The 15,667-nt window shown below is 60.0% G+C and carries 15 protein-coding genes (1 of these 15 cut by a window edge); 4 read left to right on the forward strand and 11 right to left on the reverse strand.

The window, feature by feature from the left end:
• Positions 1-33: 33 nt before the first annotated feature.
• Entirely contained in the window at positions 34-1,116 is a 1,083-nt protein-coding gene (locus ACA054_RS03300; protein ID WP_497688177.1) for a BMP family ABC transporter substrate-binding protein, read from the reverse strand.
• A gap of 288 nt (positions 1,117-1,404) precedes the next feature.
• Between ACA054_RS03300 and ACA054_RS03305 the strand changes: the two genes are divergently transcribed.
• Positions 1,405-2,502 carry a calcium:cation antiporter gene (locus ACA054_RS03305; RefSeq protein ID WP_497688178.1) on the forward strand — a complete coding sequence of 366 codons (1,098 nt, stop codon included), beginning with the start codon at positions 1,405-1,407 and terminating at the stop codon, positions 2,500-2,502.
• Positions 2,503-2,598: 96 nt separating this feature from the next.
• Here ACA054_RS03305 and ACA054_RS03310 read toward each other — a convergent pair whose 3' ends face one another.
• The 4 genes from ACA054_RS03310 to ACA054_RS03325 all read right to left on the reverse strand — a co-directional run bounded on the left by ACA054_RS03310 (position 2,599) and on the right by ACA054_RS03325 (position 6,705).
• Positions 2,599-3,957, reverse strand: a complete 1,359-nt coding sequence (locus ACA054_RS03310; protein ID WP_497688179.1) for an 8-oxoguanine deaminase — start codon at positions 3,955-3,957, stop codon at positions 2,599-2,601.
• Positions 3,958-4,445: 488 nt separating this feature from the next.
• On the reverse strand, positions 4,446-5,504 hold the full coding sequence (locus ACA054_RS03315; protein WP_497690228.1) for an IS110 family RNA-guided transposase: 1,059 nt from the start codon (positions 5,502-5,504) through the stop codon (positions 4,446-4,448).
• Between the two features lie 142 nt (positions 5,505-5,646).
• Positions 5,647-6,330 (reverse strand): SDR family oxidoreductase, encoded by a 684-nt coding sequence (locus ACA054_RS03320; protein WP_497688180.1) that lies wholly within the window; start codon positions 6,328-6,330, stop codon positions 5,647-5,649.
• Between the two features lie 18 nt (positions 6,331-6,348).
• The gene (locus tag ACA054_RS03325; RefSeq protein ID WP_497690238.1) at positions 6,349-6,705 is read right to left on the reverse strand and encodes a MerR family transcriptional regulator; all 357 of its coding nucleotides are present in this window, start codon (positions 6,703-6,705) and stop codon (positions 6,349-6,351) included.
• A gap of 83 nt (positions 6,706-6,788) precedes the next feature.
• On the opposite strand from ACA054_RS03325, the gene ACA054_RS03330 reads away from it, so the two are divergent.
• Positions 6,789-7,277, forward strand: coding sequence for a hypothetical protein (locus ACA054_RS03330; RefSeq protein ID WP_497688181.1), 489 nt, complete (start codon positions 6,789-6,791; stop codon positions 7,275-7,277).
• On the opposite strand, the gene ACA054_RS03335 is transcribed toward ACA054_RS03330, so the two are convergent.
• The 6 genes from ACA054_RS03335 to ACA054_RS03360 form a co-directional block, all read right to left on the reverse strand.
• Positions 7,274-8,200 carry an ABC transporter permease gene (locus ACA054_RS03335; protein WP_497688182.1) on the reverse strand — a complete coding sequence of 309 codons (927 nt, stop codon included), beginning with the start codon at positions 8,198-8,200 and terminating at the stop codon, positions 7,274-7,276. The two genes, ACA054_RS03330 and ACA054_RS03335, sit on opposite strands and share 4 nt — an antisense overlap.
• Positions 8,200-9,309: an ABC transporter permease gene (locus ACA054_RS03340; protein ID WP_497688183.1), complete on the reverse strand. Its 1,110-nt coding sequence runs from the start codon at positions 9,307-9,309 to the stop codon at positions 8,200-8,202. The genes ACA054_RS03335 and ACA054_RS03340 overlap by 1 nt, the downstream gene beginning before the upstream one ends.
• Positions 9,310-9,320: 11 nt before the next feature.
• Entirely contained in the window at positions 9,321-10,874 is a 1,554-nt protein-coding gene (locus tag ACA054_RS03345) for an ABC transporter ATP-binding protein (RefSeq protein WP_497688184.1), read from the reverse strand.
• Between the two features lie 626 nt (positions 10,875-11,500).
• On the reverse strand, positions 11,501-12,082 hold the full coding sequence (locus ACA054_RS03350; protein ID WP_497688185.1) for an IMPACT family protein: 582 nt from the start codon (positions 12,080-12,082) through the stop codon (positions 11,501-11,503).
• A 7-nt stretch (positions 12,083-12,089) separates the two neighbouring features.
• Entirely contained in the window at positions 12,090-12,740 is a 651-nt protein-coding gene (locus ACA054_RS03355) for a TetR/AcrR family transcriptional regulator (protein ID WP_497688186.1), read from the reverse strand.
• Between the two features lie 202 nt (positions 12,741-12,942).
• Positions 12,943-13,863: a LysR family transcriptional regulator gene (locus ACA054_RS03360; protein WP_497688187.1), complete on the reverse strand. Its 921-nt coding sequence runs from the start codon at positions 13,861-13,863 to the stop codon at positions 12,943-12,945.
• 137 nt (positions 13,864-14,000) lie between these two features.
• On the opposite strand from ACA054_RS03360, the gene aptA reads away from it, so the two are divergent.
• Together aptA and ACA054_RS03370 are read left to right on the forward strand one after the other, a co-directional pair.
• Positions 14,001-15,350, forward strand: coding sequence for an omega-aminotransferase AptA (aptA, locus tag ACA054_RS03365; protein WP_497688188.1), 1,350 nt, complete (start codon positions 14,001-14,003; stop codon positions 15,348-15,350).
• Positions 15,351-15,425: 75 nt separating this feature from the next.
• Positions 15,426-15,667 carry the 5' end (the start) of a CoA-acylating methylmalonate-semialdehyde dehydrogenase gene (locus ACA054_RS03370; protein ID WP_497688189.1) on the forward strand. Its footprint extends 1,252 nt past the window's final position, so the window shows 242 of its 1,494 coding nt (coding positions 1-242); it begins with the start codon at positions 15,426-15,428; its stop codon lies beyond the right edge, outside the window.

Below are 15,667 nucleotides of genomic sequence, written 5' to 3' on the forward strand. Positions count from 1 at the left end.
CGCTCCCACAGGGTTTTGTGTGGGTGGCTGGATTTACTTGGGAATGTCGGCCTTCATGCCTTCCACGTAATAATTCATCGATGCCAATTCCGTATTCGTCGCGCTCACCCCCGCCGGAATTTTCTCGACCCCGGCCTGGTCCTTGATTGGCCCGGTAAACGGCTGCAGCGCGCCGCTCTTGATGTCGGCGACGATCTGCTCGGCTTCAGTTTTCACCGCCGCCGGTACCAGATCGCTGATCGGCAGTTCAACGGTGCCTTCCTTCAGGCCACCCCAGTAATCCTGGGTTTTCCAGCTGTGATCGATCACGCTTTGGGTCGCTTGAAGGTAATGCGGCGCCCAATCGTTGACGATGGAGGTCAGCACCGCCTTGGGGCCGAAATGCGCCATGTCCGAAGCGTAGCCCACGGCATACACGCCGCGACGTTCAGCGGCCTGGATCGGCGCCGGGCTGTCGGTGTGCTGGAACACCACGTCCACGCCCTGGTCGATCAGCGCGTTGGCGGCATCGGCTTCCTTGCCCGGATCGAACCAGGAGTTGACCCACACCACTTTGATTTCGGTGCCGGGGTTGTACTTGTTCAGGGCCAGTTGAATGGCGTTGATGTCGCGGATCACTTCCGGGATCGGGAACGAGGCGACGTAGCCGATCTTTTTGCTCTTGGTCATCTTTGCCGCGAGGAAACCGCCGACGTAGCGACCTTCATAGGTGCGCGCCAGGTAGGTGCCCAGGTTCTTGTCCTGCTTGTAGCCGGTGGCGTGTTCGAACGTCACCTTGGGAAACTGCTTGGCGACCTTGAGTGTCGGGTTCATGTAGCCGAACGAGGTCGTGAAGATCAGGTCGTACTTGTCCTTGGCCATGTTGCGGATCACTCGCTCGGCGTCGGCGCCTTCGGCAACGTTTTCCACATAGTTGGTGGTGATCCGGTCGCCGAGTTTTTCCGCCAGTGCCTTGCGTCCCTGTTCATGTTGATACGTCCAGCCGTGGTCACCGATCGGGCCGATATAGACGAAGCCTACTTTCAGTGGCTCGCTGGCACTGGCGATCAGGCTGGCGCTCAGACCGATGGCGGCTGTAACGGCGCAAAGCAGCTTCTTCAACGGACGTTTGTGCATGAATTCGAACTCCATGTTTTTGTGTGTTGGCAGGGGCAATGCAAGTTGCTGACCAACAGGACAACAATCGACCTGGAACCGCGTAACGGCCTTCGCGGGCAAGCCTCGCTCCTACGGGTTGGCGCCGCTCTTGTAGGAGCGAGGCTTGCCCGCGAAGAGGCCAGTACGGCCAATAAAAGTGCATGACTCGAACCGGCCGCCATCCACTGGTGCGCTAAGGTGTAACGAAACATTAGCGCGGCCTCGAAGTCAGTAGCTCATCCGCTCCTCCACGGCAAAAGGCTCGACATGCTCACCGTCCTCAAGCAAGAAACCTTTCTGCTGCTGGCCTTGATCGCCGCCGTCGTCGCTTTCCCGCTGGAGCACTGGTTGCTGCACAGTGGCCAAACGGTCGCGCTGGCTGGCGGGCTGGTGCTGATCGCGTTCATCGTCGCCGCCTCCATGCGTGTCGCCCATCAGGCCGAACTGCTCGCGGAAAAGGTCGGCGACCCCTACGGCACGATGATCCTGACCCTGGCCGCCGTGCTGGTGGAAGTGGTGATCCTGGCGATCATGATGAGCAACGAAGCGTCGGCCACGCTGGTGCGCGACACGATTTACTCAGCCGTCATGCTCGACATCAACGGCATCCTCGGCTTGGCGGCGTTGATGGGCGGGCTCAAGCACGGCGAACAGTCCTACAACGATGATTCGGCGCGCAGCTACAGCGCGATGATCCTGACCGCCATGGGCGTGTCGATGGTGGTGCCGGAGTTCATTCCCGAAGGCGACTGGAAGCTCTATTCGGCGTTTACCATTGGCGCGATGGTGGTGCTTTACGCCTTGTTCCTGCGGATGCAGGTCGGGCCGCACAGTTACTTTTTCAGCTACAGCTACCCGGAAAAACGCCGCAAGAAGGAACCGCTGGAGCAGGAGCAGGAGCCGGCACCGATCAGCCTGACGTTGTCGATCGGCATCCTGGTGTTCGGTGTGGTGGTGATCGGCGCCTTGGCCGAAGTGATGTCCAAGACCCTCGACCTGGGGCTGGAAGGGACGGGCGCACCGCCGGTGATCACGGCGATTCTGGTGGCGGCCATCTCGGCGGCACCGGAGATTCTGACGGCATTGCGCGCGGCACTGGCCAACCGCATGCAGTCGGTGGTCAACATCGCCTTGGGGGCGTCACTGTCGACGGTGATCCTGACGGTGCCGGTGATGGAAGCGATGGCGCTCTACACCGGCCAGCCGTTCCAGATGGCCATGACCCCGGTGCAGACCGTGATGATCTTCATCACCCTGATCGTCAGTGCGATCAACCTCAACGATGGCGAAACCAACGCCATCGAAGGGATGACTCACTTTGTGCTGTTTGCGACGTTCATCATGTTGTCGCTGTTGGGTCTGTAGGAGCTGGCGCAGCCTGCGATCTTTTGATCTTGTTTTTTAGAAGCAAAATCAAAAGATCGCAGCCTTCGGCAGCTCCTACAGTGGGCCGGTGTTGTGTCAGACGCCCGCGATCAACTGCCGCGCCGCCTGACTGTGATCGGCAATCAATCCCTTCAGGTCCAGCCCCTCGACCTGCCCGTCGATCACTCGCCACTTGCCGCCGACCATCACCCGATCCGCGCGGTCTGCGCCGCACAACAGCAGCGCCGATACCGGATCGTGGCTGCCGGAGAAACGCAGCTCGTCGAGTTTGAACAGCGCCAGGTCAGCCTGTTTACCCACCGCGATTTCACCGATATCGGAACGACCCAGCAAACTTGCCGAGCCTTTGGTCGCCCAGCCCAGGACGCGCTCTGGAGTGATCTTCTCGGCACCGTAGCGCAGACGCTGGATGTACAACGCCTGACGGGTTTCGAGCATCATGTTCGACGCATCGTTGGAGGCAGAACCGTCCACGCCAAGACCGAGCAACGCACCGGCATCGGTCAGCTCGATGGTCGGGCAGATGCCGGAGGCCAGGCGCATGTTCGAACTCGGGCAATGGCAGATGCCGGTGCCGGCTGCGCCGAGGCGGGCAATCTCGTCCGGGTTGAAGTGGATGCCGTGTGCCAGCCAGGTACGCGGACCGAGCCAGCCGACGCTGTCCAGATAATCGACGGTGCGCAGACCAAAGCGCTGCAGGCAGAACTCTTCTTCGTCCAGGGTTTCGGCCAGGTGCGTGTGCAGGCGCACGTCGAGTTTGTTCGCCAGTTCGGCGCTGGCGGACATGATTTGAGGGGTTACGGAGAAGGGTGAGCAGGGCGCCAGGGCGATCTGGATTTGCGCGCCTTCGCCACGTTCGTGGTACTCGGCGATCAAGCGCTGGCTATCGGCCAGGATCACTTCACCTTCCTGTACGGTTTGCTGCGGCGGCAAGCCACCGTCCTTTTCACCAAGGCTCATGGAACCGCGCGTCAGCATGGCGCGCATGCCCAGTTCGCGAACGCTCTCGACTTGCACGTCGATCGCATTTTCCAGGCCTTCGGGAAACAGGTAGTGGTGGTCGGCGGCCGTGGTGCAGCCGGACAGCAACAACTCGGCCAGCGCGACTTTGGTGGCGAGGGCGAGTTTTTCAGGGGTAAGTCGCGCCCACACCGGGTACAGGGTTTTCAGCCATGGAAACAGGGGCTGGTTGACCACTGGCGCCCAGGCGCGGGTCAGGGTTTGATAGAAGTGGTGATGGGTGTTGATCAGCCCCGGCAGGATCACATGCTCGCGGGCGTCGAACACTTCATTGCAAGGCGTGGAGGGCTGTTGGCCGAGGCCAAGCACTTCGACGATCAGACCGTCTTGCAGCACCAGGCCGCCACGGGCATCGAGATCGTTGGCCGTGAAAATGGCGAGGGGATTTTTTAACCAGGTACGGGTCGCAGGCATGTTGGCCGGCTCCTCTGAAAGTTGGGTTCAGGGTTGCCAGCTCAGTGTTGCCCTGTCTGCTGATCCAGGGTCGCCGGGGAGGCGAGGTGCGAAGTGTCGATCAAAAGGGCTTCGCGGGCAAGCCCGTCCCGACCAGACAACGCAAAACCTGTAGGAGCTGGCTTGCCAGCGATAGCGTCCTGTCAGTCACATTATCGCTCGATGTGCCGCCGCCATCGCTGGCAAGCCAGCTCCTATGTATGGACTCGCCCCCACTGTCTACCCGCTTTTGAAAAACTGTCGCCCCGTTGCATCTATGTATTAGGCCTATTCGTGGAAGCCGTCTTCGGCCTCTGGCCAAAATTGGAAGAGCTCGTGGTATGCCGATTACAGTCAGGCCTCGAAGGCCAGTAGGAGCTTAGGCATCAATCCACGCCGGTCTTACCTGGGGTCAATTTTTTTCAGCAAAGGGTCAGACAGTCAGTACCTCGGTGGCAGAACTCTGTCGCTCAGTGGCTCATCGTCGCTTGCTGACCATCACCAGCATGGCGACGATAAGACTGGTCATTCTGTAGAAGCACCCAGACGATTCGCAGGTTGCGGTTGGCTAGCCTGATCGCAGCCTCCTTACGGCCCAGTCGGCTCATCCACCGCAACAAGCGGCGGTCATCGGGTTGCTGGGAATCAGGTCGTAGTTGTTGCAGCACCGCATGGGCTCCCTGGATCATCAGGCTGCGTAAATAAACATCACCTCGCTTGGTCATGTCCCCCAGCCGGACCGTCTGCCCGCTACTGTGCTGGTCAGGTACCATGCCAAAGTACGCGGCAAACTTGCGGGCATTGGGAAATCGCTCAGGCTTGCTTTCCTTGGCCACCAGTGCCGTGGCAGTGACTGGGCCGATGCCGCGCACAGTCATCAGTCGCTTCGCCGTCATGTCGGCGTTGGCGGCCACTTCCAGGCGTCCCGTCAGCACGCTGATGCGCTCGCCCAAATGGCGCCACTCGGCCAACAGTTCGTGGATCAGTTCACGCAGCAGGCCCGGCACCGGCTGGGTGGCATCTTCCAGTACCCGCGGAATTTTCTGACTGATCGCAACATCGCCCTGCGCCAAGGCCACGCCGTGCTCGAGCAGCAGGCCGCGCATCTGATTGCTTACCGCTGTGCGTCGACGCACATAGCCCTGACGGGCGCGATGCAGCGCTTGCATTGCCAGCGCCGCAACGCTTTTGACCGGTACCGCGCAGATTTTTTCATCGCGACCCGCCCGCAGAATCGCCAGCGCATCGTTGCGATCATTTTTAGGCCCGCTGCGGTGTGTGGCCACCAAACCGGCTGGAAGAATCCGCGCCAGATTGCCTTTGTCTTGCAGCTGCCGGGCCCAGGCTTGAGCACCCGGACCGGTCTCCATCAAAATCACGACATGAGGCGGCAACTGCTGGAGAAACTCATAAAACGCCTCACGCGACTTGATCCGCTGCTCGTAGCGCACTTGGCCAAGGACATCTTCACCGGCGACCTGAAAGACCTGCTTGGCCAGATCGACCGCCAAAGTTGTGCAGGCCGACAAATCGGAAGAAGACAGGGATTGATCAATCGAACTATGATTTTTCATGGACTCGCCCTCGCTGTCGTTGGCTGTTTAGACTGCCATCGTGGCGCATTGACGCCTCGGCTGGGGCGAGTCCATCCAATTACAAGGGGCGGTGGTGTTACCAGGGAATGGTTTCACCCCGGTAATTGATGAAGTAATGCCCGCCCTTGCCGACATACGCATTCACCTGATCAACCAGTCCGCGCGTGCTGGTGTCCACATCGATGTCAGCGCCTTCACCGCCCATGTCGGTTTTCACCCAGCCCGGATGCAGCGACAGCACGGTGAGTCTGGTTTCGCCCAACTGAGTGACGAAGCTATTGGTCATGGAATTCAGTGCAGCCTTGCTGGCCTTGTACAGCGCCAGTTCCGGCGCGTCGGGCATGGTCACGCTGCCCAATACCGAGCTCATGAAGGCCAGCACGCCGCTGTCCGGGCGGATGTGCCCAACGAAGCGTTGGGCCAGGTTGATCGGCGCCACGGCGTTGGTGAAGAACAGTTGCCCGACTTCGGCCAGGGTCGCGCCGCCGTTTGGCGTCTGCACCTCAGGACCTTTTACCCCGGCGTTGACGAACAGCAGGTCAAACACTTCGTCCTTGAGTTGCTGACTTAGCACGATCACCGCTTGCTGATCGTCCATGTCGAGTTTCTCGATCCGCACCTTGCCCAGTGCCTTCAAGGCCTCGGCGCTTTGCGGATTGCGCACGGTGGCGGTGACTTGCCAGCCATCGGCAAGCAGGGTTTTCACCAGGCCGAGGCCAAGGCCGCGGGAGGCACCGATGATCAGTGCGTTTCTGGACATGTGTGGCTTCCTTGAAGTTCAGAGACGTGGATTCAATGGACAATCTTGTCCAAGCCGTTGTTGCAACTCATCGCGCAATGCGCCCAGTTCGGCCATGCGGGCCTCGATCAGTTTGAGCTTGTCTTGCAGCAATCGTGTGACGGCACTGTCCGGATCGGGCGACTGCCAGATTGTCGCGACGCTGTGACCGATCTCGCCGAGGGTAAAGCCTAGCCGTTGAGCGGTCTTGATGTACTGCACCAGTTGCACCATGTCTGCCGGATAGTCGCGATAACCATTGGCGCTGCGTTGTGCGGCAATCAATCCGCGCTGCTCATAGAATCGCAGCGTATCGCGGCTGACGGCGCTGGCCTGGGCTAATTCACCGATGCGCATCATCACGTCTCTTCGAGGGCTTGACCCTGGAGCATACTCCAGGCTTTAGCCTGGTTGCTCCCTAAATTGATGGAGCAATGTCGATGTGGACTTCAACGCAGTATCGTCAGCTGGTACGCGGCAGCGCCTGGTACGACCTGATCGTCATGGCAGCGTTTGCCACACCGTGGAGTTTTGCCGCGGTGCACGGGCTTTTGTTGAGTCTGAGCCAGTCTTTCAATCTGCCAGGCGAGCTGCCACCGTTCGAACCGATGCACATGCTGATGGCGAATCTGTTGGGCTCGATTGTCTGCGTATGGGCGGTGCTGCGCATTCGTGATCCACAGCAGGTGTATGGGCGGTATGACGCCGTGGCCAGATTCCTGTTTTCGGCTTGGCAAGCTTATGCCCTGATCCATGGCGCGAGTTCGCTGCTGGTGGTTTTTCTGTTCTTCGAGTTGGCGTGGGGCATTGCTCAACTGTTGCCTGTGCGGACGCCATCGCGAGCAAGCTCGCTCCCACATAACCGCGTACGCCGCAGTACCTGTGGGAGCGAGCTTGCTCGCGATGAGGCCAGTCCTGACAAACACTAATGCCCAGCCTGCCACGGCTGCCCCAACGACACCGGCGCATACAACCGTGTGCGCACCGCATCCCGCGACAGCAGCACCAGCACCACAATGGTCGCCACATACGGCAGCATCGCCAGCAAGCTCGATGGAATCGCCAGCCCCAGGCCCTGCGCCACCAGGTGCAGGATGCTGGCGAGTCCGAACAGATACGCACCCAGCAGCAAGCGCCATACCCGCCAACTGGCGAATACCACCAGTGCCAGGGCAATCCAGCCGCGGCCGGCGCTCATGTTTTCCGCCCACATCGGTGTGTAGGCCAGCGACAGGTACGCACCGGCCAACCCGGCCATCGCGCCGCCAAACAACACCGCCAATGCCCGAACGGCCAACACCGGCAAGCCCATGGCACTGGCAGCATCCGGGTTTTCGCCGACCGCCTGGATGATCAGCCCGATGCGGGTTTGCAGCGTCACCCAGACCACCAGCGCAAACAGCGCGAATGACAGGTACACCAGCAGATCCTGGGCAAACAGCATCCGCCCGATCAGCGGAATCTCACTCAAGTACGGGAGCGCCACCGGCTCGAAGCCCGCCAACGGTTTGCCGACCCACGCCGCGCCGAGAAAGGCCGACAGCCCCACGCCGAAAATCGTCAGGGCCAGCCCGGTGGCCACCTGGTTGGCGTTGAAGACCAGCGCCACCAAGGCAAACAACGATGACAACAGCATCCCGGCGAGCATCGCCAGCAATACGCCCAACCACAGGTTGCCGGTGCTGAACGCGATGATAAAACCGATCACCGCACCAAACAGCATCATGCCTTCCTGGCCCAGATTGAGTACGCCGCTTTTCTCGCAGACCAGTTCCCCCAGCGCCACCAGCAGCAGCGGTGTACCGCAGCGAACCATGGCGAAGAAAATGTTGCTCAGCAGATCGATATCCATCACAGCGCACCTACTTGTTGTACGGCAGTGGCGGGTGCGCGGCGTGCCCAGCGCAGGTTCAAACGCGGTCGGTAGAGAATCAGCACATCACTGGCCAACAGGAAAAACAGCATCATCCCCTGAAACAATTGGGTGATCGCTTGCGGCAGGTTCAAGCTCATCTGCGCGCTCTCGCCACCGATGTACAGCAGCGCCATCAGCAGGCTGGAAAACAGAATGCCGAGGGGGTTCAAGCGCCCTAGAAACGCCACGGTGATCGCCGCATAGCCGTAGCCCGGCGATACTTGCGGCACCAATTGCCCGATCGGCCCGGTCACCTCACACGCACCCGCCAGGCCCGCGAGGCCACCGCTGATCAACAGCGCCAGCCAGATAAGGCGCTTTTCGCGAAAGCCGACGAAACCGGCCGCGCGCTTGTCCAGCCCAAGCACTTTGATCTGGAATCCGACAAAGCTTTTGTGCAACAGCACCCACACCGCCACCAGGGCGAGCAGGGCGAAATACACGCCGACGTGAACCCGGCCGTCCTCCATCAAAAGCGGCAAGCGGCTGGCTTCACCGAACATCGCCGACTGCGGAAAGTTGAACCCGTCAGGATCTTTCAGCGGACCGTGAACGCAAAACAGCAGCAGGTTCAGGGCGATGTAATTGAGCATGATGCTGGTGAGGATTTCATTGGCGTTGAAGTGCGTACGCAACCAGGCCGTCAGCCCCGCCCACGCAGCGCCGGCCAGGGTCCCGGCAAGCAGGATCAGGACCAGTGCCCAGCGGCTTTGCAGCTCGATGAAGTTCACCGCCAACGCGCTGCCGGCCAAGGCGCCGAGCAGCAGTTGGCCTTCGGCGCCGATGTTCCAGATCCGCGCCTGGTAGGCAACGGCCAGGCCTAACGCGCAGAGCAGAATCGGCAGTGTTTTTAGCAGCCACTCGGAGAGGCCATACAGGTCGCTGATGGGCGCGATCAACAAAGTATGCAAAGTCAGCAATGGATCGTGGCCCAATGCGATAAACAGCAATGAGCCACTGCCCAGGGTCAGGACTGCCGCCAATAACGGCGAGCACCACAGCATCAGGCTCGATTGCTGGCCACGGGGTTCAAGAGAAAGCAGCATGTGAGACTCCGTTAACGTGTTGCGCACGCAGGCAATTGAGGGGCGTCGAACTGGCCGGCCATCCAGCCACCGACATCGGTCAGGCGGGTGTCGACGGTGGCTTTGAGCGGCGATAACCGTCCGCTGCACAAGGCGCCGAGGCGGTCGCTGATCTGGAACAATTCGTCGAGGTCTTCGGAAATCACCAAGATCGCCGCGCCGGCATCGCGCAGGGCAATCAACGCACGGTGAATGGTCGCGGCCGCGCCGACATCCACGCCCCAAGTCGGGTGCGCGGCCACCAGCAGTTTCGGTTGTTGAAGAATTTCCCGACCGAGAATGAATTTCTGCAAGTTACCGCCGGACAGGCTGCGGGCCGGCGCCTGGGTGCCGCGAGCCTTGACCCCGAAGCGGCGAATGATCTCTTGCGCCAGCGCCTGAACCTTGCCGCGCTGGATCAGCCCCTTGCTCACCAGCCCTTGCTGGAATGCGCTGAGCAGGGCGTTGTCCGCCAGGCTCAGATCCGGCACGGCGCCATGCCCCAATCGTTCAGCCGGGACGAAGGCCAGTCCGCGTTGGCGACGGGCATCGGCACGTAGATGCGCGACCGGTTCGCCGCCGAAACGGATGGTTGCAGCGTCATTGCGGCTCAGCCGTTCTTCGCCGCTGAGCAACGCCAGCAGCTCATCCTGACCATTGCCGGCGACACCGGCGATGCCGACTATTTCGCCGCTGAGCACTGCAAGGTTGATGGTCTTGAGCGAGCAACCGAACGGGTCCGGGTTGTGCCAGGACAAACCTTGTACGTTCAAAAAAACATCGGTGCCCGCCACCTTCGGATAATCGGCGATCAACTCCGCCGCTTCGCCAACCATCAGGCGCGCCAATTGCCGATCCGAGTACTCGGCCGGTACGCAATGCCCGGCCACTCGCCCGCCACGCAACACGGTGGCGCTGTGGCACAACGCACGCACTTCGGCAAGTTTGTGGCTGATGAACAAAATGCTGCAGCCCTCGGCGGCCAGTCGACGCAGGGTCACGAACAAGTCCTCGGCCTCCTGCGGAGTCAACACCGAGGTCGGTTCGTCGAGAATCAACAGGTGGATGTCCTGCATCAGGCAGCGAATGATTTCCACCCGTTGCCGTTCGCCGATGGACAGGCTGTGGACAAGTCGCTGCGGCTCCAGCGCCATGCCGTAGCGTTGCGACACTTCAGCAATCTTGCGTTCAAGTTGATGGGGCGAGCCTGCCGCCGGACCCATGGCCAGTGCGATGTTCTGCGCCACACTCAGGGTTTCGAACAGCGAGAAGTGTTGGAACACCATGCCGATCCCCAAGTCGCGAGCCTGGGCCGGGCTGCGCAGGGTGACGGGCTGTCCATGCCAGAAAATCTCGCCAGCGTCGGCTTGGACGACGCCGTAGATGATTTTCATCAGGGTGCTTTTGCCCGCACCGTTTTCGCCGAGCAGGGCGTGGATCTCGCCGGGGGAGATGGTCAGATCGATGGCATCGTTGGCCAGGCATCCGGGGTAGCGTTTACTGATTCTGCTCAGTTGCAGACGGGGCGTTGGATCGGCGGTGGGCATGACAGGCTCGATTCGATTGAATTCATGCCTGTGGATAAAGCAATTTTCTGGCCATCAGGTCAGGAAATCTGCCTGGCACCCGTGTGCCAGGGCACTGTGTTCGCGGCTGGGCCGGATGTCATCGCAAACCGGGCACCACATAGGTGCAAAGCCGTTGATCCGCTCCCGTTTTGCGCGCGTCATCTTGATCAAAAAATGAGCACTCGACGGCAAGCCATGCCGGATATGCAGCCGCGCCAGCCATGAACGGGTTATCCACAGATTGTTCCACAGTATTTGTGCGCAAGCTCAAGGGACGGGCATAAGCGTGGGGCGGCTATCTTCTAAAAGTGCTAAACCCCTCTAACTGATTGTTTTTATTTGGATTTAGCAGTTTTATAGGTGAAATGGACGAAAAATGAACAAAGCCCGCAAAGCCGCATGACAGAAGGGTTACAGCGGTATGTGCTCAGGTTATCCACAGCCGGGTGCACAGCGGATGTGGGCAACTCTGGAATATGGAAAAAGTGCAGTGCCCCAAAAGATCGCAGCGATGTAGGAGCTGCCGAAGGCTGCGATCTTTTGATCTTTTGATCTTTTGATCTTTTGATCTTTTGATCTTTTGATCTTTTGATCTTTTGATCTTTTTAGCGCTGCAACAAAATCCGCCCACGACTCAAGTCAGCCAGTTGAGATTGCAATGTCTGGATCTGCCCAGCGCCAACCGCCAATTGCAGTTCAACGCCATTGGCCGTGAAATCCTCGTGCACCACCAATCCACCGAGTTCCGCGACCCGCAGCTTGACCAACGCCAGCTCACCGAACGCACAAGCGCATCGCACCGGCACCCGGCTGATCAACTCAACCTTCGGCGCCGCTTGCAGGCATTTGTTGGCACCGCCGCCATACGCCCGGGCCAGTCCACCGGTGCCCAGTTGAATGCCGCCATACCAGCGAATCACCAGTACGACGACCTGATCGCAATCCTGTGCATCGATTGCCGCCAGGATCGGCAGGCCAGCCGTGCCGCCCGGCTCGCCATCGTCGGTGCTGCGGTATTGATCGCCGAGCTTCCACGCCCAGCAATTGTGCGTAGCGTTCGGATCGCTGTGTTGGGCGATGAAGGCCTGGGCTTCGGCGGGGCTGCCGATCGGCGCGGCGAAGGTGATGAAGCGGCTTTTGCGAATCTCTTCGCGGTATTCGCAAAAGTCGCTGAGGGTAAAAGGCATAGTGGTCTTAGAAGGAGGGTGTAAGGCCGCAGCCTTTGAGAATGATACGGATCAGGTTGTTGCCGGCGTCTTCCATGTCCTGCTTGGTCAGCTTGCTGCGTCCGCTGACCCGGCAGATCTGCGTGGCGAAGTCGGCGTAATGCTGGGTGCTGCCCCACAACAGGAAAATCAGGTGCACCGGGTCGACCGGGTCCATTTTGCCAGCGTCAATCCACGCCTGGAACACCGCGGCTCGGCCTTGGAACCAGGTGCGATAGTCCTGGTTGAAATATTCGGTCAGGCATTCGCCGCCACTGATGACCTCCATGGCGAAGATTCGAGAGGCCTGCGGCTGGCGCCGGGAAAACTCCATCTTGGCGCGGATGTAGCGGGTCAGTGCTTCGGCTGGGTCGTCTTGTGCGGTCAGGGTATTGAAGGTGCTGTCCCACAACTCGATGATGTTGCTCAGCACCGCCACATACAAACCGAGCTTGTTGGTGAAGTAATAATGCAGGTTCGCTTTCGGCAAGCCGGCATTCAGGGCAATGGTGTTCATGCTGGTGCCTTTGAACCCGTGACGGGCGAACTCGTCCTCGGCGGCTTTGATGATGGTCTCTTCGTTCTTCTGACGAATGCGGCTGGCGGGTTTGCCGCTGTGAGCTGGGACTTCAAAGGTCATGGGCACTTCCGATCAAGTGGGGTTGCGGGCCATGACGTTGATAGCGCACCCACAGGTTCCAGACAAGTCCCGGTACGATAAAACCAAGGACACCACATCCCTGTAGGAGCTGCCGAAGGCTGCGATCTTTTGATCTTGATTGTAAAAACCAAGATCAAAAGATCGCAGCCTTCGGCAGCTCCTACATGGGATTTGCAGTTGTTCAGCGTGTTGCGGCCAGGCTTTCGAGGAAGCTTTCCAACACTAAATGAGGACGACGTCCCTTGCGGGTCACCGAGGCCAGGCTCAAGTCATAAAACCGCGCCTGGGGTTTCAGCGCGCGTAACCGACCTTGCTGCACCCAGAGGCTCGCGTAATGGTCTGGCAGGTAGCCGATGTAGCGCCCGGTCAGGATCAGGAAGGCCATGCCTTCGCGGTCCGACGCGCTGGCGGTGCAGTTGAGCGCCTGGTAATGCGCCTGGATATCCGCTGGCAAACGGAAGGTCGGGGCGATGGCGTCCTGGCTGTTCAGGCGCCCGTCGTCCAGCTGCTTGTCATCGACATAAAACAGCGGATGGCCAACCGCGCAATACAGCAACGAGCGTTCGCTATACAGCGGCTGATACTCCAGCCCCGACAACGCACTAGCCTGGGGCACCACGCCGACATGCAGGCGCCCATCGAGTACGCCTTGTTCAACTTCATTGGGCGCGATCATGCGGATCTGAATCTGCACATCCGGGCCGCGTTCCTTCAATTGCGCCAGGGCGTGGGTGATGCGCATGTGCGGCAGGGTCACCAGGTTGTCGGTCAGGCCGATGGTCAACTCACCCCGCAGATGTTGGTGCAGGCCGTTGACCTCGGTGCGGAAACTTTCCAGTGCACTTAATAGCTGCAACGCCGATTGATAGACCTCGCGGCCTTCCTCGGTCAGGGAAAACCCGGCCCGACCGCGCTGGCACAGGCGCAGGCCGAGGCGCTGTTCCAGGTCGCTCATTTGCTGGCTAATGGCCGAGCGACCGATGCCGAGCACACTTTCCGCTGCCGAGAAGCCACCGCATTCGACCACGCTGCGAAATATTCGCAGCAGACGAATATCGAAGTCGCTGACTTGCGCCAGTGGATCGGGGCGACGGCTGCTCATGCTCTTACTCGATAGTTTAGTGAGTGGCTAACTGAAGGTTACAAAAGTTGGATTTCACCGACTTTATCCCCGTGGCAATTTAGCTGCAACAACGGTTTTTATCCCTATGCCGCTTATTGCCTTGCGAGGTTTCGCTCATGAACTTGCCCGAAAACGCTCCGACATCCCTGGCCAGCCAGCTCAAGCTCGACGCTCACTGGATGCCGTACACCGCCAACCGTAACTTTCAGCGCGATCCGCGCCTGATTGTCGGTGCCGAGGGCAGCTGGCTGATCGACGACAAGGGCCGCAAAGTCTATGACTCGCTGTCCGGTCTGTGGACCTGCGGCGCGGGGCATACGCGCAAGGAAATCCAAGAAGCGGTCGCCAAGCAACTGGGCACCCTCGACTACTCGCCAGGCTTCCAGTACGGCCACCCGCTGTCGTTCCAGCTGGCAGAGAAAATCACCGACCTGACCCCGGGCAATCTGAACCACGTGTTCTTCACCGACTCGGGTTCCGAGTGCGCCGATACAGCAGTGAAGATGGTGCGTGCCTACTGGCGTCTGAAAGGTCAGTCGACCAAGACCAAGATGATCGGTCGTGCCCGTGGCTACCACGGTGTGAACATCGCCGGCACCAGCCTCGGTGGCGTCAACGGCAACCGCAAGCTGTTTGGCCAGGCGATGATGGACGTCGATCACCTGCCGCACACCTTGCTGGCCAGCAATGCGTTCTCCCGCGGCATGCCGGAGCAGGGCGGTATCGCCCTGGCTGATGAACTGCTCAAGCTGATCGAGTTGCATGATGCATCAAACATCGCGGCGGTGTTCGTCGAGCCTCTGGCCGGCTCCGCTGGCGTGCTGGTTCCGCCGCAGGGTTACCTCAAGCGCCTGCGCGAGATCTGCGATCAGCACAGCATCCTGCTGGTGTTCGACGAAGTGATCACCGGTTTCGGCCGTACAGGGAACATGTTCGGTGCCGATACCTTCGGCGTGACCCCGGACCTGATGTGCATCGCCAAGCAAGTCACCAACGGTGCGATCCCGATGGGCGCGGTGATTGCCAGCTCCGAGATCTACCAGACCTTCATGAATCAGCCGACGCCTGAATACGCGGTGGAATTCCCCCACGGCTACACCTATTCCGCACACCCGGTGGCGTGCGCCGCCGGCCTGGCAGCACTCGACCTGCTGCAAAAGGAAAACCTTGTACAGAGCGTCGCCGAAGTCGCTCCGCATTTCGAAAATGCGCTGCATGGCCTGAAAGGCACCAAGAACATCATCGACATTCGTAACTATGGCCTGGCGGGTGCGATCCAGATCGCGCCACGTGACGGCGACGCCATCGTGCGTCCGTTCGAAGCGGGCATGGCACTGTGGAAAGCCGGTTTCTATGTGCGTTTCGGCGGCGACACCCTGCAGTTCGGCCCAACCTTCAACAGCAAGCCGCAGGACCTGGATCGTCTGTTCGACGCGGTCGGCGAAGTGCTGGGCAAGATCGACTGATTTCTCCTTCTATAGATACGAACAACGGGCGCGCCGATTGGGGCGCGCCTGTGGACAACTTTTTCAGGAGCTTCCATGAGCGTTATTCCGCATTTGATCAATGGCGAACTGGTCACCGAGAACGGTCGCGCGGTTGATGTGTTCAACCCGTCCACCGGTCAGGCTATCCACAAGTTGCCGCTGGCGACCCGCGAAACCATCCAGAGCGCCATCGATGCCGGCAAGGCTGCATTCCCGGCCTGGCGCAATACGCCACCAGCCAAGCGTGCCCAGGTCATGTTCCGCTTCAAGCAACTGCTGGAGCAGAACGAAGGGCG

It is taken from the genome of Pseudomonas sp. LBUM1653, from assembly GCF_059716115.1.